Source organism: Saccharicrinis aurantiacus (genome assembly GCF_001660705.2).
In the GTDB taxonomy this organism is placed as follows: domain Bacteria; phylum Bacteroidota; class Bacteroidia; order Bacteroidales; family Marinilabiliaceae; genus Saccharicrinis; species Saccharicrinis aurantiacus.
This window is the reverse complement of record NZ_LYBV02000035.1, coordinates 237,706-262,860: the sequence shown is the minus strand read 5'-3', so window position 1 is coordinate 262,860 and position 25,155 is coordinate 237,706. Positions and strand designations below refer to the sequence as shown.

The following is a 25,155-nucleotide window of genomic DNA, read 5'->3' as shown; positions in this document are numbered from 1 at the left end:
AGACATATTGGTTTTCAGTGGCAAGGCTCAATTTTTATTGCATAGCCTTAGCTACGGAATAAAAATTAGCAGAAGTCAATGAAATCAAGATGTTACTCGCAGTTTTGCAGCACGACTTTAAACAACTTCTATACATTAAAGCCATGCTAACCTATTATAAGATGCTGTATTATAAAAATAAATTAGTGAGTTTAGCGATGTAGGCAAACTAGTTTGAAAAGGTAAAAAACGAAGCTTTTTATAAGGATTATTATATTTATGGAAACACTAAATCGATGATTTAGGAGAGTGAAATAGTAGAAACTATTATTATCAAAAAGAGCTTATTTTATTTGAAGTTGGGGATCAGAAAATTGAAATTGGTAAATGGAAGCAAGCTTTTAATGGTAAAAGCCTCTATACCTTATTAAAGAGAACAATCAAGTAAACATACATTGGGGTGAAGCAGTCTAGCCATAAGTCCTCAATCAGAATTAACCCAAACACCCCCGATCAATACTATTTCTCCAGCATACCCCCTCTAAATAAAATCAACCCACATTAATTACACCTATTCTATTAAAGCACACCCCTTAATAGGCATGCATACCCCACAAACAATAAGTTAAGGAAGGTTAAATAGAAAACTCCACATAGCCTAAACAATATTAATATATTATTATTGGGGCTTCATTATGACCTCATGCAATCTTCAATCTATTTATGAATACAGTAAAAATAAACACCAAACTAAATGGTTTAATTGCCGGTATATTATTAATTACCTTAATACTAGGTGCTAAAGGAATTTTCGACCTCGGCAAGGTTAATGAAGGCGTTAACAATATGTACTTTCAACGCATTGAGCCGCTACAAAACTTAAAAAAAGTATCAGACACCTACGCCATTAATGTGGTAGATATTTCGCATAAGGTATTGCATGGCTTAATGACTTGGGAAGTGGCTGTAAAAGAAATGGACAAGGCTACAATTGTGGTTACTGACAATTGGAACGCCTATATGGAGATACCTAAATATGGTGTTGAAAAAGAATTGTGCGATAAAGCTATTGCGCAACGTAAAATATCAAAGCGCACTTACTTTAAGCTTCTAGATATACTCAAAAAGGGAGAATCTGAAGCCAATATTAAGGACCTAGATTTACTGATAAAAGAAGATTTATACCAAACCATTGACCCTTATACCGCAATAATTGGCGATTTAATTAGCATGCAATTAAATAAGGCGGATACCATCAGAAAGGAGTCTGATATTGTATTTAACGAAACCAAATACAGCTCGGTTATTTTAGTTGTTATCGCATTTATTGTATCCATTGTGGTTTCTCGCATCATTATTCGTTCCATTACCAAACAACTAGGTGGAGAGCCAACTGAGGTGGAGTATATTGCCACTAAAATTGCAAAAGGTGAGCTAGACTTTCAATTACCTGAAAATAGAGTTGGTGCAATGAATTCTCTTGCACAAATGACCATTGAGCTTAAACGCATCATTGGCAATATTAGAAGTGGTGCCGATAATATTTCCAAAGCAAGTCAGGCAGTTAATAGCGGAATTCAACAAATTTCGCAAGGAGCCAATCAGCAAGCTGCATCCACCGAGGAGGTATCTTCATCGATGGAAGAAATGGGTTCAAACATATCGCAGAATAATATGAATGCCCTAAAAACACAAGAATTCGCGAGGCAATCGTCACAATCAATTACTGCGGTAAAATCGGCATCTGAAAAAAGCCTAAGTGCGGTAGAAAATATCAATCAAAAAATAGTAGCTATATCAGGTATAGCCGAACAAACCAACATATTAGCGCTAAATGCTTCTGTTGAAGCGGCACGTGCTGGTGAGCAAGGTCGCGGTTTCTCAGTAGTGGCAGCAGAAGTGCGCAAATTAGCAGAACGCAGTCAACAAACGGCTAAAGAAATTATTGAAATTGCCAACGAAGGAAGTGCTTTAAGCATCGAATCGAACGATCAATTGGTTTCTATTATCCCTAATGTGTTAGAAACCTCAAACTTAGTTGAAGAGATTTCTACTTCTAGTCAGGAACAAACTACGGGTGTAGATCAGGTGAACTCGGCAATTCAACAACTTAGTATGATTACCCAACAAACAGCGGCTTCAGCAGAAGAGATAGCAGGTAGTGCCGAGCAAATGGCATTTGAGGCCAAAGAGTTAGAAGAGATTACGCACTTTTTTAAACTCTAATACCAAAGGCATTATTATTTGATTGATAATTAAATTGTATCAATATTGTCCTAAATAATATTACGTATTGGGTTTTCAACCCAAACCTGCCTATCGGCAGGTAGGCCCGACTTCATCCTGAAACAATTAAGAATACTCAATTCTTAATCGTCCCGATACCTTGAAGCAAGAAACGGAAGCAAAGAAATTCAAGGCTACTTTACAAATAACTTTCTTATTTATTTAAAGCTTAAGTGCGGTTGGCGGATCTAAGAGCACAGCTCTTAGCTAGCCAATCTTACTAAAGCTTTAAATAAAACAAAAGCTTTTTGTAAAGAGGCCATATAACGTGACGCTTAAAAACAACCCCCTAAAAATAAAAGATCCAATATTAAATTAGCCATCAGCAAAATAGAAGTATAGCCATAGCTACATTGATATTTTATAACGAAGTTGAAATTCAATAGAAATAATTTATATCAATCATTTTATGGTGTTTTTGGTATAAAAAGCCTTACCCAGGCGCAAATAATTATAGTGGCAAAACAAATTGCTTTTGTACCTTTGCGGCTCATTGCATAATAAAGCAACAACTAATGGAAGCTGAAAAATCAGAAAAGTGGGTAAGCATCAATAACGGAGAATACCTTTATATACCAAAGTTTTTTACAAAAATTGAGGGCAACGAATTATTGAAAAATCTGCTTGAGGAAATTGAGTGGAAGCAAGAATCGAAAACCATGTATGGCAAAGAAACCATTGCCCCTAAGCTATCGGCCCGATGTGGCGATGTAAATAAAAGCTACTCCTATAATGGTGAAACGCGCCATCCACAAGCCTTAAGCGATAGTATTTTATCGATAAAAGAGCGCATCGCTTCAGTGATTGATATCGATTTTAATAGCGTATTGTTAAATCAGTTTCGTAACGAAGCCGATTCAACCTACTGGCAAACCGATGCCGCTAACGAGCTGGGTGAAAACCCCACTAATGTATATGTGAATTTGGGTGCCACACGTAAATTTCAGTTCCGCCACAGAGATAAAAAAGGCAGCTTTGATATTAACCTAACACACGGAAGCATATTAATAACCCGTGGCGAATTACAGCACTTTTGGGTACACCAAGTAGCCAAATCGAAAAAGAAAGTAACACCCTGTGTGAACCTTACTTTTAGAAGGATATTATAAGCGAACCACCTCTGGGCAAGCCCAGAGGCTTCATTCACAGCACAGCAATATAGAGATAAAAGCTTTTGATCCAATTGTAAACTTATTTCAAACCTTCATACATCTAATATGATGGTTTGAAGAACAAGGTAAGCCTCGGGGAATTAAAGCCATGTTAGATTAATGCACGTACACACAATCAAGTAAGCCAGGGGAATTTTCCCCCTACCCCTCTCACAGAACCCATACATGAGCCTCTCAATTCATACGGCTATTATTATGCCGTCAATTACTACTCTAGGTTAAGTGATAAGCTAATGTACAATGATAAAATACTTCAGATTAGGTACAAAACTGTAAATACTAGGATAACATAATAAACATAAACCATTAATTTTTATATTTTCGTGGAGTATAAAAATAGTAACCATAAAGATGTAATTACACATTTGATGAGATACATCTTAGTTGTGGCTAATATAAATCCAAGGAAACAATAATCAGTAATGTTATGAAAACAAGAGTATTAATGTTAATAGTGAGTATTCTAATCTTTGTCTCACCTGAATCATTTTCTCAAAATCCAATAAACTTTCAAGGAGAGATAATTAACTACATAGACGATAGTGGATTAAAGCAAGGGATATGGAAAATTTATTCATTAAATGACAATCGAGCACCGATAAGTAGATCCTATGTTGAATGTGAGTTTGTAGATGATGAATTAGACGGCAATATATATATAAGAAAAGGAAAGAAAACAATTATCGAAATTAGACCACAACCAAATTCGAATGCAGCTAGTTTTAGTGCACAGAAAGGATCAAAAAGTATTGAAGGGTTGATCGTAGCACTTGAAGGAAAAGGTATAAGTGGTATGAAAAAAATAGCTTATTTAGATAATGAAGGAAATGAGTTTAGTAAGGAAATCAAAGATTGGTTAAGAAGTTATACCTTTATTCTGCCAAGTCATTATGGAGGAGAAACAGGAGTACAAAAAAGCATACGTAAAATATTTGAATATGATAATGTTGAAAATTGTAAAGGTCGAGTTTATGTGAGTTTTGTAGTGGATTCTAGTGGATTTATTATTAATCCTAAGGCATCAAAAGTAAAAAATACAACACCTAATGAGAATGGTTTGTTAGAAAAGGAAGCAATACGTATTATTAGAAATTTACCAAGAATGCAGCCTGCTTTTCAAGGGTTTATGTTAGGCGAAATAAATTATACGATACCAGTTAATTTTTAACTAAACCACTATGGACTGAAAGTCCATAGGTTTAAGAAACAGAATAACTGAAAGTTATGCTTCAGAGCATTTTTGGAATTTTGCATAAATCATCCTAAAATTCTTAAGCATGATAAAACATATTTAAAAACTCAACTCCAACAATAGAATTCTTAGAAGCTAAAACGGATACACTAAAGTGCATAGTTTTAACTTCTATGAGACCAATAAAATAACAAGCTTTGGCTCGGTTTTATTTCGGAAGTGGATTATCGTTTTATCTCCACACGTTCATCCAAGTGGCCGTTGTAAGCAATTTGTCAAGTCGCATTAAATAATTTTTATAGGAAACTTAATGAACAAAGAAGTATTTATCATTCTCCTAATTGTATTAGGATTTCAAGCTTGTAAACAACAGGAGGATTCATACAGTGTTTATGATGATGTTTTGCTAGAAGTTATAGGAACAGATAGTTATCACATTCCGTTTAATAGTATCTTTCAATACGATTCTATAACACAACGAAAACTGTGGGGAGAATATGTTGATTCAAAAAATAGACCTGTTGAAACGAGACGTTTGTTTTTAGAAGTAAGTAGATCGCTAGATGTTCACCCTTTGGATATTTCTGACTTGAAAGATTTGTATGGAGAAGTTTCGTTATGCGATAGTATTTTAATATCAACACTTGTTACCCCAACTAAAAAGAAGGAGGTAATGGACTTTAAAAAGATGTCTGTGGTTGGAAGGTATGAATTATATCCGCAAGATCGCGATTTAGGTTTACGAACCATTATTAAAGACAATAAGGATAAATATAGAGATGTGGGTTTTATTGCAATTTCGAAAGTAGCATTTTCAGAAGATTATAAGAAAGGATGTTTTCTTTATACAAAGATTGACCCAGGAGGACACGGACATCGACCTAGGTTAATATTTGTCGAAAAAGGAATAGGTAAGTGGAAGATTCTAAACGAAACAGGCATATGAAAAAACTGCTTACAATCGTAGAGCGCCGCTAGGCACCTAGCCTTGCGGTGACCCTCTTACATATCCGGACTTGCGCTTCGCTTGTACTTTTCGTATAGAGCTCTACCAGAGCTTTCTTCCTAAACATATATGGTGGTTCTATACTGTCTGCATTATTGCGCATAGTCGTGGTACAATTGTTGATACGAGTAGGAGACAATATGTAGACAGTATAGGCGCAAATTTGCGCCAAGCAAAAAACGTATATTACCCTACGCTTAAAACAGTTTCAAAACGTTCAGAACGAGGCTCTTTTAACATCTTACCCTTAGAATATTGCGTTACCAGCTCAAACTCACAATCGCCAGCAGGCAAGGCTGGAATCAAAATAATGAGTTCTTTATTTTTACTGCTTATAATTTGGCATTTTGTGCGGTCGTAACTACAGAACTTGCTACAGAAAACATTCTTATAAGCTTATGCGTTAAACCCATGAGTACTAAACAAACTTATTTTATTGCAGTAATACCCAACATTATAATCTGAAACGCTAATTATATGGTAAATAACTCTAATGCTCTACTCAACATTATCTTTAAATATGTCCTAATCATATTACTATTATTATTTTCGGTACCCGAGACCTATGCAAAAACAGAAAATGATAGTACTAAAAAAGTAAAAATTGCTGCTATACCAATTATTAACTACAACGCCTCGCAAGGTGCACTAATTGGGGCCTTAGGACAGGCTTTTTATAAATTAAATGCACAGGATACTATTTCACCATCCTCATCAACAGGCCTATTTGGTATTTATACCACCAATAGTACCTTTTTCACGGCTTTATTTCAAAATCTATATTGGAACGAGGATAAGTGGAGGGCTAAAGTTGCTGCGGGTTTTGGTCAAATGAATTTTCAATATTGGCAACAGCTCCCCATTAACGATGGTGCTTTTGTTGATTTTAGTACAGATGCAACATTTGCGTTAGCCCGCATTGAGCGAAAGGTGTTTAAACAACTGTACTTTGGTGTAGAAGGAACGCTATCAAAGGCTGAAACAGGTTTTGATTTGCCCGATTTTGTGCCCGATAGCATTAGGTATGATAGTAGAAATATGAATAACATTGGCATCCTTTTAAATTACGATTTGCGCGATCATCAAATGAATCCGTATAGTGGCTTTAATGTATCGTTTAAAAACTTAATTTATAAAACATGGTTGAATAGTGGCAATGATTTTAATAAAATAGAATTGGTGTACAACCATTACTATCAAATTAAAAACGAACGCAATATTATAGTAAGCCGATTTAAAACCTCAATAGCTTCGGGTGATGTGCCTTTTCAAGGCCAAAGTGTAGTTGGGCAAGATGACATTAGAGGATACACTGCTGGTAAGTACAGAAACAATCAAATTTATGCGCTTCAGGCTGAATACAGATGGCGCTTCTATAAAAAATGGGGCATGGTAGGTTTTGCAGGACTTGCAAGTGCCGTTGAATCTGCTTCTGATTTATTTTCAACTAGCTTGCTGCCTGGTGCAGGTGTTGGACTAAGATATATGATGATTCCTTCCGAAAGAATTAATGTGGGATTTGATGTTGCTGCAGGAAAGGATGATTGGGGTCTGTATTTCAGAATTGGTGAATCGTTTGGAAGATAAACCTCAATAGACTTTATCAATACAAAAAATGGGAACCCTGTATTAGAGTTCCCATTAATATGATTAATATTCTTGATTAGTCTGCTAAATTAGGATTTAGCATAACCTCATTACCCGGTATCTTAGCATACCAAAGAGCTTTGTCTGCAGGATCTCCGATTAAAGGTAATTCTCTCGAATCTCTATTAGCATTTGCTTCAGCTACCTTCTCATGGCGAACCAAATCTAACCATCTATTACCACCTACCTCAGCAGTAAACTCGTATAAACGCTCCGTTAATATAGCCTCAACAAAGTCACCTTCAGCTGTTGTGTAATCTACCATAGGATCCGCTGTTTTCCAGAAGTCAGCAGGTAAAAGCGCTACATCTTCCTGTGTTGCTGAATTTTGAGCATAAGCACGACGACGTACCATATTCAGCGCCTCATAACCATCTGACGCTGCACCAGTATTAGCACAAGCTTCTGCATACATTAAAAGTACCTCAGCATAACGCATTCCTGGCATATCATTGTGCGATTGCCAAGTATGTACAAACTCATCTTCCTTTTCCGTTTCTGTTCCATATAATAGTTTGGTTAAGAGCGGATGATTATATTCTGCAGATAAATCACCTTCAGAAGTTGTACAATAATTCTTACGGAAACCCTCTGGATAATTATTATAATAATTCCACTCTAGGAACATATCCATCCATTCTCTCCAAAAGGCACCATACCACCTACTTTCTGTTTTAATAGGCCAAGAGTTACGATAAAATTGATGCGCCCATATAATCTCACTATTATTCTGTCTGTTATACTCAAAATTAGCCGAATAGTCGTTCATTAAAGTATAAACTCCATCAGTCATAATTTTACCTGTAATTGTTTTCACTTCAGCCCAATGCTCTGTTTGATTATATGGGTAACCTGTAAGCTGCATTAAAGCTTTTGCTAAAAATGCATTTGCTGCGGTTTTCGATACCATACCGTCTGCAACAGAAGGATCTTCATCTCTTCCATTTTCTGCCCATTGAACAGCAAATCGAAAATCAGAAACCACTTGAGTCATTATATCAGCAGTAGGTGTTTTTTTCATATCAGGATCAAGCTCTACGATAAGAGGCATCGGAATATCACCAAATATTGTAGTTAACCTGAAATACATCAACCCCCTTACAAAATGCGCATTAGCCTTGTATTTATTAATTATAGCCTCATCCATATCTACTGGATTAGCATTCTCAATAAAAGAATTACATGAATTAATTACGTGATAATAGCCTTCCCAAATACCATTTGTTCGTTGGTTACCATCAGACAGATTGAATTGGTCTCCTTCTAAGAAAACCCATTTATTACCTCCACTATGAGTAGTTAAATCGTCAGCTCCGGTATATGCTGCTAATACATCAACTCCCCATCCTCGTCTATGTAAAATACTATAAATACCTAAAATTCCTGTATTCATACTCTGCTCATCTGCATAAAAGGAAGTTGAAGAAATGGAGCCCTTTGTTCCTTCATCCAAATCTTCGCAGGCAGTAAACATTACCACCGCACCTAAAAATAATATTAGGCTATATTTTGTGAATCTTATTTTCTTCATATTGAATATTTTTTCAGAATAGAAACTATCAAACAACAGTTTTAATCCTGTTTATGTAAAACATTATCTGCTATAATTCTCTTAAAAAGTTACTTTTAGTCCACCAGTAAAAGTTCTCACTAAAGGATATGAGAAATTGTCAATTCCTGCTTGAGAATCACTATCAACTGCAGAACTTGAACCTTCAGGATCTAAACCTGAATAACCAGTTATAGTTAATAAATTTGTTGCACCTACATAAAATCTTAGGCTACTCAATTTCAATTTATTAGCAAAGTTACTAGGTACTGTATAACCTAAAGTCATATTAGCAATTTTAAAGAATGAGCCATCTTCTATGTATTGACTTGTAATAAATGAGCGAGAATACTCTGTACCCAATGGCATCGATTGTTGCGTTGAACCAGTATTTTCAGTAGTCCATCTATTTGTATAATCTGGATTAATAAGCTCTCTATCCATAATATTACGAGAATAGTTCAAAATATCATTTCCTTGAGAACCTACACATTGAATAGCTAAATCAAAACCCTTATATGCTAATGTTGTACCAAAACCATAAGTAAAATCAGGAGCTGCGTTACCTATTATTTGTCTATCAGCTGTATTTATTTCTCCATCTGCTTCATCTGGCACACCATCACCGTTAGTATCTACAGTTAATATGTCCTCATATTTTGGGTCTCCTGGATGAGCACCATATTGTGCTGCTTCATCAGCCTCATCAGCCTGCCAAATTCCATCAAATTTTAAGCCATAGAAAGTACCCATTGATTCACCTTCTTGAACAATAAATTTATTGTTTACTGGCCCCATCCATATACCATTTGCATCTTCATCGGCTAAGAATATAAAATCTTGAATCCCATCAAGAGATTCTACAGTATTCTTATTTCGAGCTATATTAAAATTCATATCCCAAGAGAAATCACTTTTATTCATAATTTCCCAATTGATTCCTAATTCAAAACCTTGGTTTTTTATCTCTCCTAAATTACTTGTATATGCATTAGTATAAAAACCCTGATATGAAGCTACTGACTGTTGAAATATAACATCGGTAGAGTTTTTTGTATACAAATCAAATACTGCGGATAACTTACCATTCAGAACTCCAAAGTCTAGACCTACATTTAACTGAGTATTTTTTTCCCACTCTAATGATGGGTCAACAAGTGGTCCTGGAATAGCGGCAGTTTTAGAATTCATACCATCTTGTACCCAATAAATATAACTCACATCATCGTTAATCAATTGAGGTTGTGTATAATACGGCTCTGTACTTGCATTACCTGTTACACCAGCTCCAACTCTTAGTTTTAAATTATGTAGCCAATCTAAATCCTCAGTAAAAGCTTCTTCAGAAATACGCCATGCTGCTGCTGCTGAAGGGAAATAACCCCACCTGTAATCTTCTTGAAATAATGAAATTCCATCAGCTCTCACAGATGCAGTCAATAAATATTTATCAGCATAACTATAATTAACACGCCCCATATAAGATCTAATCTTTCGGATATTATAATCAGACTCAGTCAATGTTGGTTCACCATTTTGCATTAAATTCCACTCATTAGTTAACGTACTTAAATTCGCTGTTTTCACATTTAAATTACGCCAAACTCTTTTTTGAAATTCATATATAGCAGAAGCTTTAACACTATGTTTACCAAAATCTTTTGCGTACGTTAGATTTAGATTTGTTAAATATGTGGTATTACGATTATATCTTTGACGTGCACTTGCTGTTTCTCTATTAAAAGTTATATCATCAATAATATCTCGTTCCCCAAGAAAACCAGTTCCAAAACTTCCTGAGTTCCCAACAATCAACTTTAAATAATCCGTAAACTTAAATGTTAAATCTAAGTTTGAAGTAATATTTTGATTAGATGTTTCCTGGTTTTGCATATTCCTAATAATTGGATTAGAATCATTACCTGGCTGGTATCTACTACCATGAGAATTATAGGTAGTTGGATCAACGAACTCACCATTGTCATCATAAGGCTCCCAAACTTGAGGGTAAGATACTGCGCTACCAATAGTATTTTGCAAACCATTTTGCTGACGGCCGTTATTTTGAGAACTTGTAGAAGTACCGAAAGTATTAAATGAAAAATCAATCCACTTAGAAACTTTACCTGATATATTAGATCTAATTGAGCCCCTTTTATAAAAAGAGTGGTCAATTACACCTTGATCATCGACGTAGTTGGCAGAAAAGAAATAACGAAGGTTTTCATTACCACCATTCATATTCAGGGTATAGTTTTGTTTAACCCCATTACGTGTTACTAAATCAACCCAATCAGTACCTCCATTTTTTTTAAAATAACTAATTTCATCATCTGTAAACTGAGGTGACGTAGTAGTACCATCAATAGCATCTTTTTGTGCTACTTGAAGATTCATTAATTCAGCCATTTCTCCGGCTGCTAATAAATCATACTCATTTACCATAGTACTTACACCTAAATTACCTTCAAAACTAACTACCATTTTACCTTCAACAGGGGCAGTTGTAGTAATTAATACAACTCCATTAGCTCCACGAGAACCGTAAATAGCAGTAGCTGATGCATCTTTTAATACATCAATAGAGGCAATGTCATTAGGATTAATTGTTGTAATATCAGCACCAATAAATCCATCAATTACATACAAAGGTTCATTACTAAAATTAATAGATGAGCCCCCTCTAATTCTGATTTTCATTTTTTGACCGGGAGCACCTGTAGTTTGTTGAACCTGAACCCCTGCAATTTTACCTTGCAAACCTGCATCTAAAGATGTAATAGGAGCTGCTAGTAATTTATCAGATGAAACAGATCCTACAGATCCTGTAATATCTTTCTTCTTTACACTACCATAACCAACAGCAATAATTTCATCCAAATCTACAGCATCAGTAACTAACTGTGCATTGATAGTAGTAGACGATCCTACCACAACTTCTTGATCAGTATAGCCGATAAAATTGAATACTAAAGTAGCACCCTGACTAACTTTAATAGAATAAGCTCCATCAATATTAGTTATGGTTCCATTGGTTGTTCCTTTCTCTACAATGGCAACACCTGGCAACATAGAACCATCGTTTGCATCAGTAACCACTCCTGTAACAGTAGTGCTTTGAGACATTGCTATACCAAAAAAGCACAGCCCTAATAGCATTAACAGAGATCGTGACCTCCATTTGAAATTTGATTTTTTCATGTAGATTGTTTTTAGATTAATAGATATTTAGTTATTGAAAAATGCAAATGCTCTATAAAATCAAACGTTTGCACATGTCAACAAAAAAAACTTTGTAGGGTAATCCTAACTACCACAAAAAGATGTGATTTAAAATAAAATGGATAATATTAAAGCGCCGTTTAAATATGAAATGTGATGAAGAAATAATAAGCATACGGTATAATTTTGACATTAATGATGTGTTATTATTTGTTAATTTCTGTTTCTAATATATAAATTGATTTCTTATTAAGCAAGTAAATACGTAATTGTACACATGTACACCAGCGTTAGTTATAAACAGATACAAACTTTACCACCTGAATAATAAACACTTATAGATAGTTAAATATTTTCATGATTTTTAACATTTAATTACACTTTATTAATATACAGAAGTAGTAAAATGCAAAAAGGACCTCTCAAAAGAGAAGTCCTCTACACAAATTAACAATAGATAATAAACGATATCAGTGCTTAATTAGTCTCTAATAATGGGACTTGGTTAGCTAACTTTGCTGATAACATGGCTTTAATTTTATTCTCGGTTTGGAGAAAGCGAATAGCCTTTTCTGTTGGGAGTATCTTTTTAAACTGCTTATAGTATTTCTTCTCAACTTTAGCAATCTTTATTTGCGCATTCATTATTGAAGTCCAAATCTCTTCTGCTGTTTCTAAATCTAATTCGTTGTGTTTGGTATCATACAGTTTAATCGCCTCTATTTTTGCACTTTGCAATTTACTGAGTTCTAATTCATATTTATCGTACAACTCCCAAAACGGCTGTTTTTCTTCGTCAGTTAGCTCCATTACTTGTGTTACTGTAGCTCGCTTTTCAGTTTTAAGCACACTATAAATTAAATCAAAATAAGCATCTGTTGATTGAGCTCTTGCACCCATAAAGCTACTCACTAAAATGCTCAATATTATTATTCCTTTCTTCATCATTCAAATATTTAAATTAATTGTTCGCAATAATTTTATTGCCTAACACTACGTTATTGTTTATACAAAACTACATTTTGAACGAAAGGAAAACTTACAAGAAACCTTTAAAAACTTACACAAAACAATACTTTTAACAGCTAAAATTATATATTGGCTGTGGTTTAAAATGATGAAGTAGCATGATTCTATTTAGAGGCGAAGAAAGCATATTAACAGGGGTATTAAGCATTTTTAGCAAACAGATAAATGGCTCGTGGGATGGTGAAGAGCTCCTTGCTGATAATGCGAATGGTAAGTTTAACTTAATTTCATACAGCTATTTTAAAAATTGTTATTTGACTGTTGCTGAGATTAACTCCAAAGATGGTGTATTTTTTAAGGTGAATAATAACGACTCTGAAAACAGGGTTTTATTAAGAATTTTTCAGGAGGGTGTTTCTACTAAAGTGGATGGTTATGATCAAACAAGCCAAAATGAGATTTTATTATACAACAATCAACAAAATCTGGAATTCACAATAAATAAAAACACCAAAGTTAGATGGCTTACCTTAAGCATACCGGCCAGTAGCTTTGATTTAATGGCAAGTGAAAAAGATTTTGAACTAAAGAAACTCTTTAATAATCCAGAACCTTGGTTTACGCATTTCAATATAACCCCAGATATTGAAAATGCTTTAAGAACTATTTTTGATGTTTCGGATAATAAAACACTCCGGCGAAGCATATTCTTATCCCGAGTAATTGAGATATTGGGTATTCTAAGGGTTAAATTAGATGACGTAAAATATGGAGTATCCTCAAATAAGAAGCAAGGTGAAATAGAAAAAATAATTAATTTGAAAAACCGATTATTATCCAACTATTCTGTATCTCCTAACATTAAGGAACTCTGCGAAAGTATGGCCATGAGCGAGACAAGCCTTCAGAGAGCTTTCAAGGAAGTTTTTCATATGCCCATACTACAATTCTTTAATCAGAATAGATTAGATGAAGCACACCGACAAATCAAATACTCTAGTCGCACTATTACAGAAATTAGCATAGACCTGGGGTTTAGTCACATCCATCACCTAAGCAGTGCCTTTAAAAAACAATTTGGGTACTCCCCAAAATCATTACGCCAATAATCTAATCCTCTTCTGCTTCTAGAATTATTGAAGAAATGGCACTACTCTGAGCTGAGAAATACCCAACAGCATCATTACTAAAGTTGCCTTGAGGATTATAAGGGATGCTGCTACTTCCTCCGCCGATGATATCGCCCAACTGCGTATAATAAGAATAGGTATCTTTATCTATTGATAACAATTGATAATTTACAGTATCTGTTAAATTAAACCTGTTGGCCACCATACCTATAGTAAACGTGAAGCCATTAAATAGTTGATCATCAAACACCAAAAATGCATCTGCATCATTAAGCAATTCTCTATTTACATACCCCTTTAAGCGGTAATAGTTTTCTATTTCTCCATCATCGCTAAAATCAATGTCTACTTTGTAATCTCCAGGTCGGTCAAATACTTCAGGAAATGGATCATAAGTAGCGTAAATGGTATCAATTGGAGTGACTCTAGGCATGGTACTTTCGGCAACAAACTCTTCCTCGTCAACTGTAACTGATAAGGTATAACTAGCACCCACTAAACCAAGAATAGAGCGGCTTTGATAAACACCTGGGCTTTTTAATTTCAACTGCTCAGTAGCACCATAACTTGTGGATAATACAACTACTGCATCATCAATCAAGTGATCTCCTAAGACTTCATCATAAGGCAATGAGCGACTAACCTTTACTTGAGCAGCACTCTCGTTTACAATAATTCCTTCAATTACTATTTTGGCCTCTCCATCAGGCACATCCAATTGAATCACTTTTTCACATGCCGAAAAAAGGCAAATAAAAAGAAGCCCAATAATATAGTTCTGAAAATTATATACTCGTTTCATATTATTAACTACTAAAAGGTGAAATTATAGGTTACTGATGGTACAAATTTAAATAGGGCATACTGAACTGCTTCAAGTGAGCCTGGTTTGCTTTCGCTCTCGCGGTAGCTAATGGAATACGCATTTTCTCTTCCATACAAATTATAGATGCTGAAGTTCCAACTCGATTGAAAACGCTTTCGCTTTTTACCATCCACATTAAGTGAAACATCCATTCTATGATAATCGGGCATGCGTCCGCCATTTCTATCTGAATACAAAGGCAATACTTTACCATCCACCTCATAAACACCATATGGTAAGGTTACTGCAATTCCGGTATTATAAACAAAAGTGGCCGATAACGAAGTTCGTTTACTCAGTTGGTAGGCGCCAACTATAGAAAAATCGTGTGTTTTATCGTGACGTGCCGAGAACCACTCTCCGTTATTTATTTCATCGAACTGATTCATAGTTTGTGATAAGGTATAACTAAACCATCCTGTAAACAAACCTTTATTTTTTCTTACTAAAAACTCAACACCTTTTGAATAGCCTTTACCATTTACCAATTCAGCTTCATAATTTTCGTTTAAAATAACTTCGGCTCCATTTTTAAAATCGACTAAATCATTTAAGCTTTTATAGTATACTTCGGTTGACATTTCCCATACGCCATTTTCGGTATTATGAAATAACCCACCACTATATTGATGTACTTTTAATGGTTTTACATTGGGTGTTACCGGAACCCAATAATCTGTTGGCTGCTCTGTGGTGCTATTGGCCAACAGATGCATATATTGAGTATTGTAGTTATAAGATGCCTTAAGCGAAGTGTTAGACGTTAGCAGATAAGTTAATGCCAAACGAGGCTCAACATTCCAATAAGTACTAGCCACATCTCCCTTTTCGTAAACCCGCTCATCAATTATATTACCCTCATCATCATAGTCGCGATCAGTAAATTCACCTATTGTAGAAAAAGAGCTAAAGCGCAATCCATAACTGGCATTTAACCTTGCATTAATATTCTGTTTGTTGGATATGTAAAATCCGGTTTCTATCCCTTTCCTACTATCAACTTTTATATTGTTGGTTGACTCACCATCGCTTATCAATTCCCCTGGTGCAAAACTATGGTGTATTGCATTAAAACCGAATTTTAAGGTATTATTTGGATTAGGATACCATGTAAAATCTTGCTTCAGGTTATAATCAACAATACCTGAAGTCATTCTTAAATCATTAAAACTCTCGGAATTTACCTTAAAATTATAGGCATAATTACTATAGATAAAAGAGGTATTAGAAAACAACTTTGGATTATAGATATGATTCCAACGAGCAGTACCTGTAGCATTGCCCCAATCCATACCCATATCTTCAAAGCCAAATTTATCCGAACCAAAATAACCCGATAAGAACAACTGATCTTTATCTGAAAATTTAAAGCGGAGCTTTGCATTTAAATCGTAAAAATATAGTTTAGTATCTTCGGCATCTGTTGCCAGCGGGGCAAAAATATCAGCATAAGTTCTTCGACCACTCACAATAAACGATACTTTATCTTCTGCAATTGGCCCTTCTAATGTTAAACGCGACGATATTAAGCCAATTCCACCTGAACCCTTAATCTCTTTCGTATTACCGTTTTTCATTTGTATATCAAACACAGAGGAAGCCCTACCACCATATTGGGCAGGAATCCCTCCTTTGTAAACAGTCATATCCTTAAGTGCATCAGAATTAAAAACAGAAAAGAATCCTAAAAGATGGGATGCACTATAAACGGGTGCCTCATCAAGTAAAATAAGGTTTTGATCCGTTGCTCCTCCTCTCACGTTAATTCCACTCCCTCCTTCTCCCGCCGAAGAAATACCAGGCAATAATTGCATACTTTTAAATACATCGCGCTCACCAAATAGTACAGGCAACTTATTTACCTCTGCCATTTGCATCCGTTCCATACCAACATCTGTTGAGGATACATCTCTATCGCTTTTAGTACCAACTATATTAATTTCATCAATACTAGTGGTCTCAGGCTTTAGCTCAATATTTAATAATTTATCTTTCAATAAACTAACCTTTATCTGTTGAGCGGCATATCCTAAATAATCTGCTTTTATAGTATATTCTCCCGGTTTAACCGATAAAGAATAGAATCCATAGGTATTTGATGAAGCTCCTTCACTAGTTTCTTGAACAAAAACAGTGGCACCAATAAGTTCCTCGCCAGTGTTGGCATCACGTATTGTTCCGCTAAAGGTAACCTGCTGGGCTATTGAAGCGCAGGAAATCAGGCTAATAAATAGTAATAGTTTTAGTTTAAGTATAGAGTTCATGTGTCGTTTTTCAATAATTACAGCGCAAATAAATATACTATTCAATAGAAAACCTAGAAAGTATCTACCAAACCTTATATTTTTAGTATAAATAGGTACTCATATCCGACCAAGTACCGTTTTTATGATCTCAAGTTTTAATTTAGGCATACATCCTCTTTTTATTCTATACTACTTCTGATTTTTTTACATTTTACAATGGATACAGCAACTAAAGGGCATTATTTTTGCAAGCAAAACACAAATATTAATATCCATTTCCGTTAATAGACCGATTATAGAAATACCATGAACAAAAAAACAAAACGAATCCTATTGGGTAGTTTAGTTCTTCTTACTGCACTAATAATTGCCTTTCCTTACTTGCTTAAATTCTTTAATAATGAGGCCGAAACCATTGCACAAATTGTTAAACCCGACTCGAAAAAACCTATAACTGTTGAAGTTAAAGAAGTGCACTACCAGTTTTTAGAAGAGAAAATTAAAATGTCGGGAACACTGCTTTCGAACGAAGAAGTGAGTTTGAAGCCTGAAGGTTCAGGAATATTAACGGATATCTACTTTGAAGAAGGGGACTATGTTGAGAAAGGTCAGCTATTGGCTAAGTTGAATACCAGCTTGCTTGAGGCCAACCTTAAGAAAAGTCAATCTCGACTAAAATTGAATCTGGAAACAGAGAACCGTCAAAAAATATTGCTTGAAAAAAGAGCTATTAGTCAAGAAGAGTATGATATTGCGGATGCTGAACTTCAATATATACAAGCTGAAATTGAACAGATAAAGGCCGAAATTGAGCAACTAAAAATCTATGCCCCTTTTTCGGGTCATATTGGATTACGAAATGCTAGTGTTGGCGACTTCCTAAATTCGGCAAGTACAAAAAGCATTGCTACACTGTACGATAACTCTCCCATTAAACTTGAGTTTGGGGTATCTTCTAAATATATATCGCAATTCGGAGTAGGATCAAAAATCTATTTTAACGTAGATGCCTTACCTGAAACTTTTGAAGCTAAGATATATGCGGTTGATAAAAAGTTAGACGAAGAAACCGGAACTTTAATAGCTAGGGCCAAAGCCGATAATAAACAACAAAAACTAGTTGCCGGATTATTTGCCATCATAGATATGGTTACCGTTAGTCATACCGATGCTATTATGATTCCAACAGGTGCCGTTATTCCTGAACTAAACAGACACAAGGTTTTTGTAGTAGAAGATTCGAAAGCTGTTGAACGTACCATAACTATTGGGATTAGAACCGCCAACGAAGTGCAAGTTTTAAGTGGTTTAGAAAAAGGTGATCAACTCATCGTAAAAGGAATAGATGCTTTGAGATCAGGCATAAAAGTAAAGCCCACTAACCTTATTGCCAATACAAAAAACTAACCTTTAGCGAATTATAAACATGAGTTTATCAGAAGTAAGTATAAAACGCCCTGTTTTAGCATCGGTGTTTTCAATTGCCATTATTCTATTTGGAGTAGTTGGTTATTTATCTCTTGGTGTTAGAGAATATCCGAGTACAGACTCACCGGTTGTTACCGTTCGCACCAACTACAATGGAGCGAATGCCCAAGTGGTTGAATCGCAAATTACCGAACCCATTGAGGAAGCTGTTAATGGAATATCAGGGGTAAAAAACTTAATTTCATTCACCAAAGAAGGGATGAGTTATGTGAAAATTGAGTTTGATATTGACGTAGATTTAGAAACAGCAACCAACGATGTGCGTGATAAGGTTTCAGGAGCTGTGCGTTTGTTGCCTTCTGATTGCGACCCTCCTACTGTTGCAAAAGCTGATGACGAAGCAGTAGCTATTTTATCGCTTTCTATCTCCTCATCCGAAAGATCTTTGCTCGACCTTAGTCATTATGCCAATAATGTAATTAAGGAAAAACTACAAACCATAAAGGATGTTAGTGAGGTGCAAAACGTTGGTGAGCAACTTTATGCGATGCGTATCAGGATAGATCCGTATAAATTAATCGGTCACAAACTTACGCCCAAAGATATACGAGATGCCATTAAACGCGAAAATGTAGAGCTACCTTCAGGGGCAATTGAAGGTGAAGCCATAGAAATTACCATTAAAACCTTAGGGAGGTTAAATACACCCGAAGATTTTAAGCGTTTAATTCTTAAAGAAAGTGGCAATAAATTTATCCGACTTGAAGATGTAGCGCATGTGGATTACGGCGCAAAAAACGAACGCACCATTCTTCGAAGAAATGGAATTCCGGCAACAGGCCTTGATATAATTCCTTTGCCAAACTCTAATAGTATTGAAGTTGCAGATGAGTTCTACCTTCGTTTAGCAGAATTACGAAACAACCTTCCTGATGATATTAAATTAGACATTGACTTTGATGCCACCACCTATATTCGCAAATCAATATTGGAAGTGAAAAATAGTATTTTCATTGCTTTCTTATTAGTGGCCGCTATTATTTTCTTATTTCTTCGCGATTGGCGAAGTAGTATCATCCCATTAATAACCATTCCTATTTCCTTAATCGGAACATTCTTTGTCATGTACTTATTTGGCTTTTCCATTAATGTGCTTAGCCTACTGGCCATTGTATTAGCTATTGGTTTAGTTGTTGATGATGCCATTGTTGTACTCGAAAACATCTATGGAAAGATAGAAGAAGGAATAGACCCAATGCAAGCTGGGCTAAAGGGTAGTAAAGAAATTTATTTTGCAGTTATCGCAACCACCATTGCTTTGGTAGCTGTTTTTCTTCCAATCATTTTCTTGGATGGAATGGCAGGACGTTTATTCCGCGAGTTTTCTATTGTTTTAACAAGTGCAGTTATTATCTCCTCCTTTGTTGCCTTATCAATAGCTCCTATGCTATCGACTAAACTATTACGAAAACGCGAAACACCAACAAAGTTTTATAGTTGGACTGAGCCCTTTTTTATAGCCCTCACAAATGCCTATTCAAAATCGCTTACAACCTTTATGAAAGCCAAATGGCTGGCCATTCCAATCATTATAATTTGTACGGTTCTTATCGGAAAATTGTACAATTTAATACCCGAAGAATTGGCTCCTCTAGAAGATAGAAGTGAATTAAGAGTTAACTCAACGGGAGCAGAAGGAACCACCTTTGAGTCGACAGATAGGTATGCCCTTGACTTATGGAATATGGTACAAGAGCAAATTCCTGAAGAAGATCGCGATGCAGTAACTATGACTACAGCTCCTGGTTCAGGTTCAACTGGTACCAACCAAGTGAGAACAACTATCCGCTTTGCTGATATTACCAAACGCGATGTATCACAAGCGGAATATGCAACTAAAATAAAAAAGGGATTATCTAACGTAATAGGATCTAAAACATCCGTAGTACAGCCTCCAACAATTGGTTCAATGCGTGGAGGGGCAGATATCATGTATATCCTATTAGCCCCTACTCTAGATGACTTAATGGAGAAAGCACCTGACTTTATAGAAGAGGCTCGTTTACAACCAGAGTTCTCCTATGTGGATACCGATTTAAGCTTCTCTAAACCAGAGTTGCTTCTTACAATTGATAGAGACAAAGCCAAAACCTTAGGGGTTTCAGTAATGGATATTTCCGAAACCTTACAATTGGGCTTAAGCGGTCAGCGCTACGATTACTTTTTGATGGAAGGACGCCAATACGAAGTAATTGGTCAGCTTGAAAGAGAAAAACGATCATCGCCCAACGATTTACAGGCCGTTAATGTTCGCAGTCAAACCACAGGGCGCCTGATTTCATTAGATAACTTTATTAACCTCGAAGAATCATCAGATATACCCAAACGCTTCCGCGACGATCGTTTTATATCGGCCGTTGTTAAAGCCAACCTAAACGATGGTTATATGCTTGGTGATGGTATTAATGCATTAGATCGTGTTAAGGATAAAGTATTAAATGATAGGTTTAGCAGCAAGCTACGTGGTAATGCGCAAGAATTAAAGGAAAGTTCAAATAGTTTACTATTTGCGTTTTTATTTGCCATTGCCCTTATTTACCTTGTTTTGGCAGCACAATTTGAGAGTTTTAAAGATCCATTTATCATCCTATTAACTGTTCCTTTAGCTATTTTTGGTGCCTTAATGTCTATGTGGTTATTTAATGAGAGTCTGAATATATTTAGCCAAATTGGGGCCATCATGCTAATTGGCTTGGTAACTAAAAATGGTATTCTTATTGTTGAATTTGCCAACCAAAAAAAGCAATCGGGCATGCACCGCAATCAGGCGATTATGGAAGCAGCTTCATCACGATTTCGTCCAATATTAATGACTGCTCTATCCACAATATTTGGTACTCTACCTTTAGCTATGGCAACTGGTGAAGGAGCTGCAAGTCGCCAGGCTATGGGAATTGCAGTTATTGGAGGTATGTTTTTCGCATCTCTTTTAACCCTTTACATTGTACCGTCTATTTACACTTATTTATCAAGTAAAACAGCGCTTGTTGAAGAGCTAGAATCTGATAAAAATTAAACTATGCAACTTTATAAAACAATAAGCACAATAATAGTATCATTTATTATTGGTGCACCTATTTTAGCACAAGATTTAAATGACAGTTTAAACTTAAAAGTAGTACTTGCAACAGCACTAGAAAATAACTTCTCCATCAGAATTAACAACAATAATATGGAGATTAACAAAACCAATAATACCCTTGGTAATGCCGGATTTTTACCCACCATTGGTGTTCAATCTTCATACTCTTCAGCACATAAAGATGTGGAGCAAAAATTCTTTAATAGCGATGAGATCAGAACTATTGAAGATGGTAAGCGAGATGTTTTTGACCTAAGAGGCGGTTTAAACTGGACTTTGTTTGATGGCATGGGAATGTTTGTGAGTAAACAACAATTAAATGAGTTTGAGCAAATGGGTGAATTTACTGCTAAAATTGCCATTGATAATATTGTGGCATCAGTGAGTGATTTGCATTATTCAATTGTAGTGGAAGAATCCAAACTTAAAGTATTAGAGGAAGTGCTTGAAGTATCGGATCAACGAAAAAAGATTGTGAAAGATAAATATGATGCCGGAAGAGCTTCGTATCAAGAGCACTTAGCTGCGCAAGTGGATTACAATGCAGATAAATCACTTTTAATCAGACAAGAGAATTTGGTAAAACAACAAAAGATCACTTTGCTGAACATGCTAGCTGTTGAAGCCGATTTAAATGTATCGTACAATACTAATGATTCACTTAAGGTGCTTGAGCTGATAAACCTTCAAGATGTGATTATGCGTTCAAGCCTCAATAATCCATCTTTATTAGTAGCACAACGCGAACAAAACATCGCCTATTTAGGCATAAAAAAGGTGCAAGCAGAACAGTTTCCGGCTCTTAACTTTGCTGCTGATTATGGATATATGTACTCCGATGCCTCCTATGGCAACCTCTCATTAAGTAAAGAATTTGGTCTGTCTTATGCCTTTACACTATCATGGAATATTTATGATGGAAGCAATGTAAAACGCAGAAAAAAGGTGGCACAAATAGAACACGAAAACAGCCTATTGGCAATGCAAGAAAGAGAATTACAGCTTAAGAACGAAATTATTTTGGCTTACCAGAACTACCAAAACAACCTAATATTAGTAGATCTTGAAAGTGACAATAGAAAAATTGCAGAGCAAAATGCCACCATTGCCTTGGATAGGTATAAAGTTGGGCGATCTGATTTTATAGAGTTCAGACAAATGCAAACAAACTATGCTGAAGCATCGAACAGATATTTAGATGCCTTATATACAGTAAAGCTTAATGAAAATGAGCTTTTAAGACTTAGTGGTGATATTACAAAAACCCTATTAATGTTAAATAATTAGCATTTAAATTAAACGTGAAAGCTTGAATAATTGACAAATAACATAGCTCCGATTACGGTATGTACTTGTCTCTTGTATAAAATCTATTATATTGCCAACTATGAGCAAAAATACAAATAAGGACCCTTTACATGGTGTAAAATTAGCAGATATGCTAGAACAATTGGTTGAGGAATATGATTGGGATCAACTTGGTGCGGTAATCAATATTAGATGTTTCAACTTTGACCCCTCAATAAAATCGAGCCTCAAGTTTCTGAGAAGAACTCCCTGGGCACGTGAAAAAGTAGAACAATTATATTTACGCATGGTGCAATCTAAAGGATAATTGCACCATGCGTAAATTATACTAAACCTCTTTTACAACCATATCATAATCATAGCGCTTTTGCGGATACCAAATGCCCTCTTCGGTACCTTTACCCACTGTAATAACCATATTTATTTCTGCAGCTTTGGGTAAGCCTAAATACTTTTTTATACGCTTGGAATCAAAGCCCTCAAGCGGACAAGTATCGTAACCATAAGACTTTACTGCCAACATAAATGTTTGTGCTGCCAAAGCTACACTCTTGTGGATGGTTACTTTTTTATTGATGGCAGTAACCTCACGAACCATTGGTTTCTTCATCCCGATAAGGGTAACAAATAACTTTTTCAGCAGGCTGAATATAAACATGAAATCGTTTGAGTAAAACATAGGCATGGTTTTACTATAATAAGTTCTTCTGCGCTCGCGATGACTCTTTTTTTCAAAGCTATTTTCATCGTTTACTAAGTCGAGATTGTGTTGTATTGATCGTTTAACGTGGTCAGGGCGAGCCACGAAAACCACCAACTCGCTAGCTGTTTTAGCTGTATTCTGATCTAAACAGAAATGTGCAATGTTCTTTTTGGCCTCATCAGAAGTCACTCGGTAAAACTCCCACAATTGCATATTACTGCTGTTGGGCGAAAGCATAGCTAGTTCTAGACTCTTCTTTACAATGGATTTATCGTAAGATATTGTTTGGTCGTAACGACGCATTGATCGTCGTGATCGCACTATTTCTTCAAAAGGAGTATTTATCGTTGTCATTTTGGGGATATTATATCTATTCAATCAAATTTTAATGTATCAATCATTTCCTTAAAGGTACTAAACAAAGGCGCCTCCAAGTGCAAAGGTTCATTTGTTATGGGATGGCTTAAGTTTAGCTTTTGAGCATGAAGCATCATGGTAGTCATATTCCACTGCGCCTTAAACAAACGATTTTGCTTGTTACATCCATGCGGTCTGTCGCCAATAATAGGATGACGCAGGTGTTTTAAGTGCTTTCTGATTTGATGCATACGTCCTGTTTTGGGATAAGCCTCAATTAAGGAATAACGCGAGGTAGCATGCTTACCGAAAGGCACATCCACCTCGGTATGTTTTAAACATTTAAAATGAGTTAGTGCTTCTTGTACTTTACCCGTATCGTTAGTTAAGGGATAATCCAATTCAAGCGAATCAGGAAAATACCCTCTTACAATGGCTAAATAGGTTTTCTTGGTAGCATGGTCTTCGAGCTGCTCCTGAATCAGACGGGCAATTTCTCCATTCAAACCAAAAACCAAAATACCTGATGTTTTTCTATCAATTCGATGAACCGGAAATACCTTCTGCTGTATCTGATCGCGCAACATCTGTACCGCAAACTCCTCCGCATCGGCAGCAATGGGACTGCGATGCACTAATAAACCATGCGGCTTATTTATTACCACCAAATGTTCATCTTGATATATAATTTGAAGCATAAAAGATTAATGAAAATGAGTTTGCAAATGTATAGTAATGTATCTCCATAAGCAATGCAATATGAACATAGCACAATATTTAATTTCATAACAAAGCACTAACACCCCACAAAACTGTAGAAATATTCCACACATTGCACAATAAATTCCACAACATCCACATAGTGTCAATCAAATAAAAACACTTCATAAAACTAAACTACAATCAGTTAGGCCTAAAGCAAGAAGTATGGCACTATTTAGGCTAAACAAGTAG

Annotated in this window: 17 protein-coding genes and 1 pseudogene; 10 read left to right on the top strand and 8 right to left on the bottom strand. The window is 35.6% G+C overall.

Annotation, left to right across the window (positions count from 1 at the left end; all coding sequences use genetic code 11):
• Window positions 1-702: 702 nt before the first annotated feature.
• The 4 genes from A8B35_RS18950 to A8B35_RS18935 all read left to right on the top strand — a co-directional run bounded on the left by A8B35_RS18950 (window position 703) and on the right by A8B35_RS18935 (window position 5,575).
• Window positions 703-2,205 carry a methyl-accepting chemotaxis protein gene (locus A8B35_RS18950; RefSeq protein ID WP_075603768.1) on the top strand — a complete coding sequence of 501 codons (1,503 nt, stop codon included), beginning with the start codon at window positions 703-705 and terminating at the stop codon, window positions 2,203-2,205.
• Between the two features lie 575 nt (window positions 2,206-2,780).
• On the top strand, window positions 2,781-3,374 hold the full coding sequence (locus A8B35_RS18945; protein ID WP_083634525.1) for an alpha-ketoglutarate-dependent dioxygenase AlkB family protein: 594 nt from the start codon (window positions 2,781-2,783) through the stop codon (window positions 3,372-3,374).
• A 490-nt stretch (window positions 3,375-3,864) separates the two neighbouring features.
• Window positions 3,865-4,605, top strand: a complete 741-nt coding sequence (locus A8B35_RS18940; protein WP_075603766.1) for an energy transducer TonB — start codon at window positions 3,865-3,867, stop codon at window positions 4,603-4,605.
• A gap of 334 nt (window positions 4,606-4,939) precedes the next feature.
• Window positions 4,940-5,575 carry a hypothetical protein gene (locus A8B35_RS18935; RefSeq protein WP_075603765.1) on the top strand — a complete coding sequence of 212 codons (636 nt, stop codon included), beginning with the start codon at window positions 4,940-4,942 and terminating at the stop codon, window positions 5,573-5,575.
• A gap of 246 nt (window positions 5,576-5,821) precedes the next feature.
• Here A8B35_RS18935 and A8B35_RS23930 read toward each other — a convergent pair.
• A pseudogene (locus tag A8B35_RS23930) lies at window positions 5,822-5,977 on the bottom strand (DUF4469 domain-containing protein); the annotation flags it as partial.
• A gap of 135 nt (window positions 5,978-6,112) precedes the next feature.
• Here A8B35_RS23930 and A8B35_RS18925 point away from each other — a divergent pair.
• Window positions 6,113-7,222: a BamA/TamA family outer membrane protein gene (locus A8B35_RS18925; RefSeq protein WP_075603764.1), complete on the top strand. Its 1,110-nt coding sequence runs from the start codon at window positions 6,113-6,115 to the stop codon at window positions 7,220-7,222.
• A gap of 76 nt (window positions 7,223-7,298) precedes the next feature.
• Here the strand turns inward: A8B35_RS18925 and A8B35_RS18920 are convergent, their stop codons facing one another.
• The 3 genes from A8B35_RS18920 to A8B35_RS18910 all read right to left on the bottom strand — a co-directional run bounded on the left by A8B35_RS18920 (window position 7,299) and on the right by A8B35_RS18910 (window position 12,998).
• Window positions 7,299-8,813: a RagB/SusD family nutrient uptake outer membrane protein gene (locus A8B35_RS18920; protein WP_075603763.1), complete on the bottom strand. Its 1,515-nt coding sequence runs from the start codon at window positions 8,811-8,813 to the stop codon at window positions 7,299-7,301.
• Between the two features lie 81 nt (window positions 8,814-8,894).
• Complete coding sequence (locus A8B35_RS18915; protein ID WP_083634523.1) at window positions 8,895-12,032, bottom strand: SusC/RagA family TonB-linked outer membrane protein; 3,138 nt, start codon at window positions 12,030-12,032, stop codon at window positions 8,895-8,897.
• A 498-nt stretch (window positions 12,033-12,530) separates the two neighbouring features.
• The gene (locus tag A8B35_RS18910) at window positions 12,531-12,998 is read right to left on the bottom strand and encodes a hypothetical protein (protein ID WP_075603761.1); all 468 of its coding nucleotides are present in this window, start codon (window positions 12,996-12,998) and stop codon (window positions 12,531-12,533) included.
• A 182-nt stretch (window positions 12,999-13,180) separates the two neighbouring features.
• On the opposite strand from A8B35_RS18910, the gene A8B35_RS18905 reads away from it, so the two are divergent.
• Window positions 13,181-14,131, top strand: a complete 951-nt coding sequence (locus tag A8B35_RS18905) for a helix-turn-helix domain-containing protein (RefSeq protein ID WP_075603760.1) — start codon at window positions 13,181-13,183, stop codon at window positions 14,129-14,131.
• A gap of 1 nt (window position 14,132) precedes the next feature.
• Here A8B35_RS18905 and A8B35_RS18900 read toward each other — a convergent pair whose 3' ends face one another.
• Complete coding sequence (locus tag A8B35_RS18900) at window positions 14,133-14,954, bottom strand: DUF4249 domain-containing protein (protein ID WP_075603759.1); 822 nt, start codon at window positions 14,952-14,954, stop codon at window positions 14,133-14,135.
• A gap of 11 nt (window positions 14,955-14,965) precedes the next feature.
• Window positions 14,966-17,281: a TonB-dependent receptor gene (locus A8B35_RS18895; RefSeq protein ID WP_075603758.1), complete on the bottom strand. Its 2,316-nt coding sequence runs from the start codon at window positions 17,279-17,281 to the stop codon at window positions 14,966-14,968.
• 288 nt (window positions 17,282-17,569) lie between these two features.
• On the opposite strand from A8B35_RS18895, the gene A8B35_RS18890 reads away from it, so the two are divergent.
• From A8B35_RS18890 to A8B35_RS18875, 4 genes are all read left to right on the top strand, one after another.
• Window positions 17,570-18,670, top strand: a complete 1,101-nt coding sequence (locus A8B35_RS18890; protein WP_075603757.1) for an efflux RND transporter periplasmic adaptor subunit — start codon at window positions 17,570-17,572, stop codon at window positions 18,668-18,670.
• A 19-nt stretch (window positions 18,671-18,689) separates the two neighbouring features.
• The gene (locus tag A8B35_RS18885) at window positions 18,690-21,767 is read left to right on the top strand and encodes an efflux RND transporter permease subunit (RefSeq protein ID WP_075603756.1); all 3,078 of its coding nucleotides are present in this window, start codon (window positions 18,690-18,692) and stop codon (window positions 21,765-21,767) included.
• 3 nt (window positions 21,768-21,770) lie between these two features.
• A complete protein-coding gene (locus tag A8B35_RS18880) occupies window positions 21,771-23,120 on the top strand; it encodes a TolC family protein (protein ID WP_075603755.1) in 1,350 nt (449 codons plus the stop codon).
• Between the two features lie 100 nt (window positions 23,121-23,220).
• Window positions 23,221-23,448: a VF530 family protein gene (locus tag A8B35_RS18875; protein WP_075603754.1), complete on the top strand. Its 228-nt coding sequence runs from the start codon at window positions 23,221-23,223 to the stop codon at window positions 23,446-23,448.
• Window positions 23,449-23,469: 21 nt separating this feature from the next.
• On the opposite strand, the gene A8B35_RS18870 is transcribed toward A8B35_RS18875, so the two are convergent.
• Window positions 23,470-24,198: a nitroreductase family protein gene (locus A8B35_RS18870; protein WP_075603753.1), complete on the bottom strand. Its 729-nt coding sequence runs from the start codon at window positions 24,196-24,198 to the stop codon at window positions 23,470-23,472.
• A gap of 20 nt (window positions 24,199-24,218) precedes the next feature.
• Window positions 24,219-24,899: a pseudouridine synthase gene (locus tag A8B35_RS18865; RefSeq protein ID WP_075603752.1), complete on the bottom strand. Its 681-nt coding sequence runs from the start codon at window positions 24,897-24,899 to the stop codon at window positions 24,219-24,221.
• Between the last annotated feature and the right edge of the window lie 256 nt (window positions 24,900-25,155).

Excerpts from the sequence above, each read along its gene's own strand:
- A8B35_RS18900 (WP_075603759.1), bottom strand. The coding sequence starts at position 14,954 with ATGAAACGAGTATATAATTTTCAGAACTATATTATTGGGCTTCTTTTT.
- A8B35_RS18945 (WP_083634525.1), top strand. The coding sequence starts at position 2,781 with ATGGAAGCTGAAAAATCAGAAAAGTGGGTAAGCATCAATAACGGAGAA.
- A8B35_RS18890 (WP_075603757.1), top strand. The coding sequence starts at position 17,570 with ATGAACAAAAAAACAAAACGAATCCTATTGGGTAGTTTAGTTCTTCTT.
- A8B35_RS18870 (WP_075603753.1), bottom strand. The coding sequence starts at position 24,198 with ATGACAACGATAAATACTCCTTTTGAAGAAATAGTGCGATCACGACGA.
- A8B35_RS18885 (WP_075603756.1), top strand. The coding sequence starts at position 18,690 with ATGAGTTTATCAGAAGTAAGTATAAAACGCCCTGTTTTAGCATCGGTG.
- A8B35_RS18940 (WP_075603766.1), top strand. The coding sequence starts at position 3,865 with ATGAAAACAAGAGTATTAATGTTAATAGTGAGTATTCTAATCTTTGTC.
- A8B35_RS18910 (WP_075603761.1), bottom strand. The coding sequence starts at position 12,998 with ATGAAGAAAGGAATAATAATATTGAGCATTTTAGTGAGTAGCTTTATG.
- A8B35_RS18865 (WP_075603752.1), bottom strand. The coding sequence starts at position 24,899 with ATGCTTCAAATTATATATCAAGATGAACATTTGGTGGTAATAAATAAG.
- A8B35_RS18880 (WP_075603755.1), top strand. The coding sequence starts at position 21,771 with ATGCAACTTTATAAAACAATAAGCACAATAATAGTATCATTTATTATT.
- A8B35_RS18925 (WP_075603764.1), top strand. The coding sequence starts at position 6,113 with ATGGTAAATAACTCTAATGCTCTACTCAACATTATCTTTAAATATGTC.
- A8B35_RS18915 (WP_083634523.1), bottom strand. The coding sequence starts at position 12,032 with ATGAAAAAATCAAATTTCAAATGGAGGTCACGATCTCTGTTAATGCTA.
- A8B35_RS18905 (WP_075603760.1), top strand. The coding sequence starts at position 13,181 with ATGATTCTATTTAGAGGCGAAGAAAGCATATTAACAGGGGTATTAAGC.
- A8B35_RS18950 (WP_075603768.1), top strand. The coding sequence starts at position 703 with ATGAATACAGTAAAAATAAACACCAAACTAAATGGTTTAATTGCCGGT.
- A8B35_RS18935 (WP_075603765.1), top strand. The coding sequence starts at position 4,940 with ATGAACAAAGAAGTATTTATCATTCTCCTAATTGTATTAGGATTTCAA.
- A8B35_RS18895 (WP_075603758.1), bottom strand. The coding sequence starts at position 17,281 with ATGAACTCTATACTTAAACTAAAACTATTACTATTTATTAGCCTGATT.
- A8B35_RS18920 (WP_075603763.1), bottom strand. The coding sequence starts at position 8,813 with ATGAAGAAAATAAGATTCACAAAATATAGCCTAATATTATTTTTAGGT.
- A8B35_RS18875 (WP_075603754.1), top strand. The coding sequence starts at position 23,221 with ATGAGCAAAAATACAAATAAGGACCCTTTACATGGTGTAAAATTAGCA.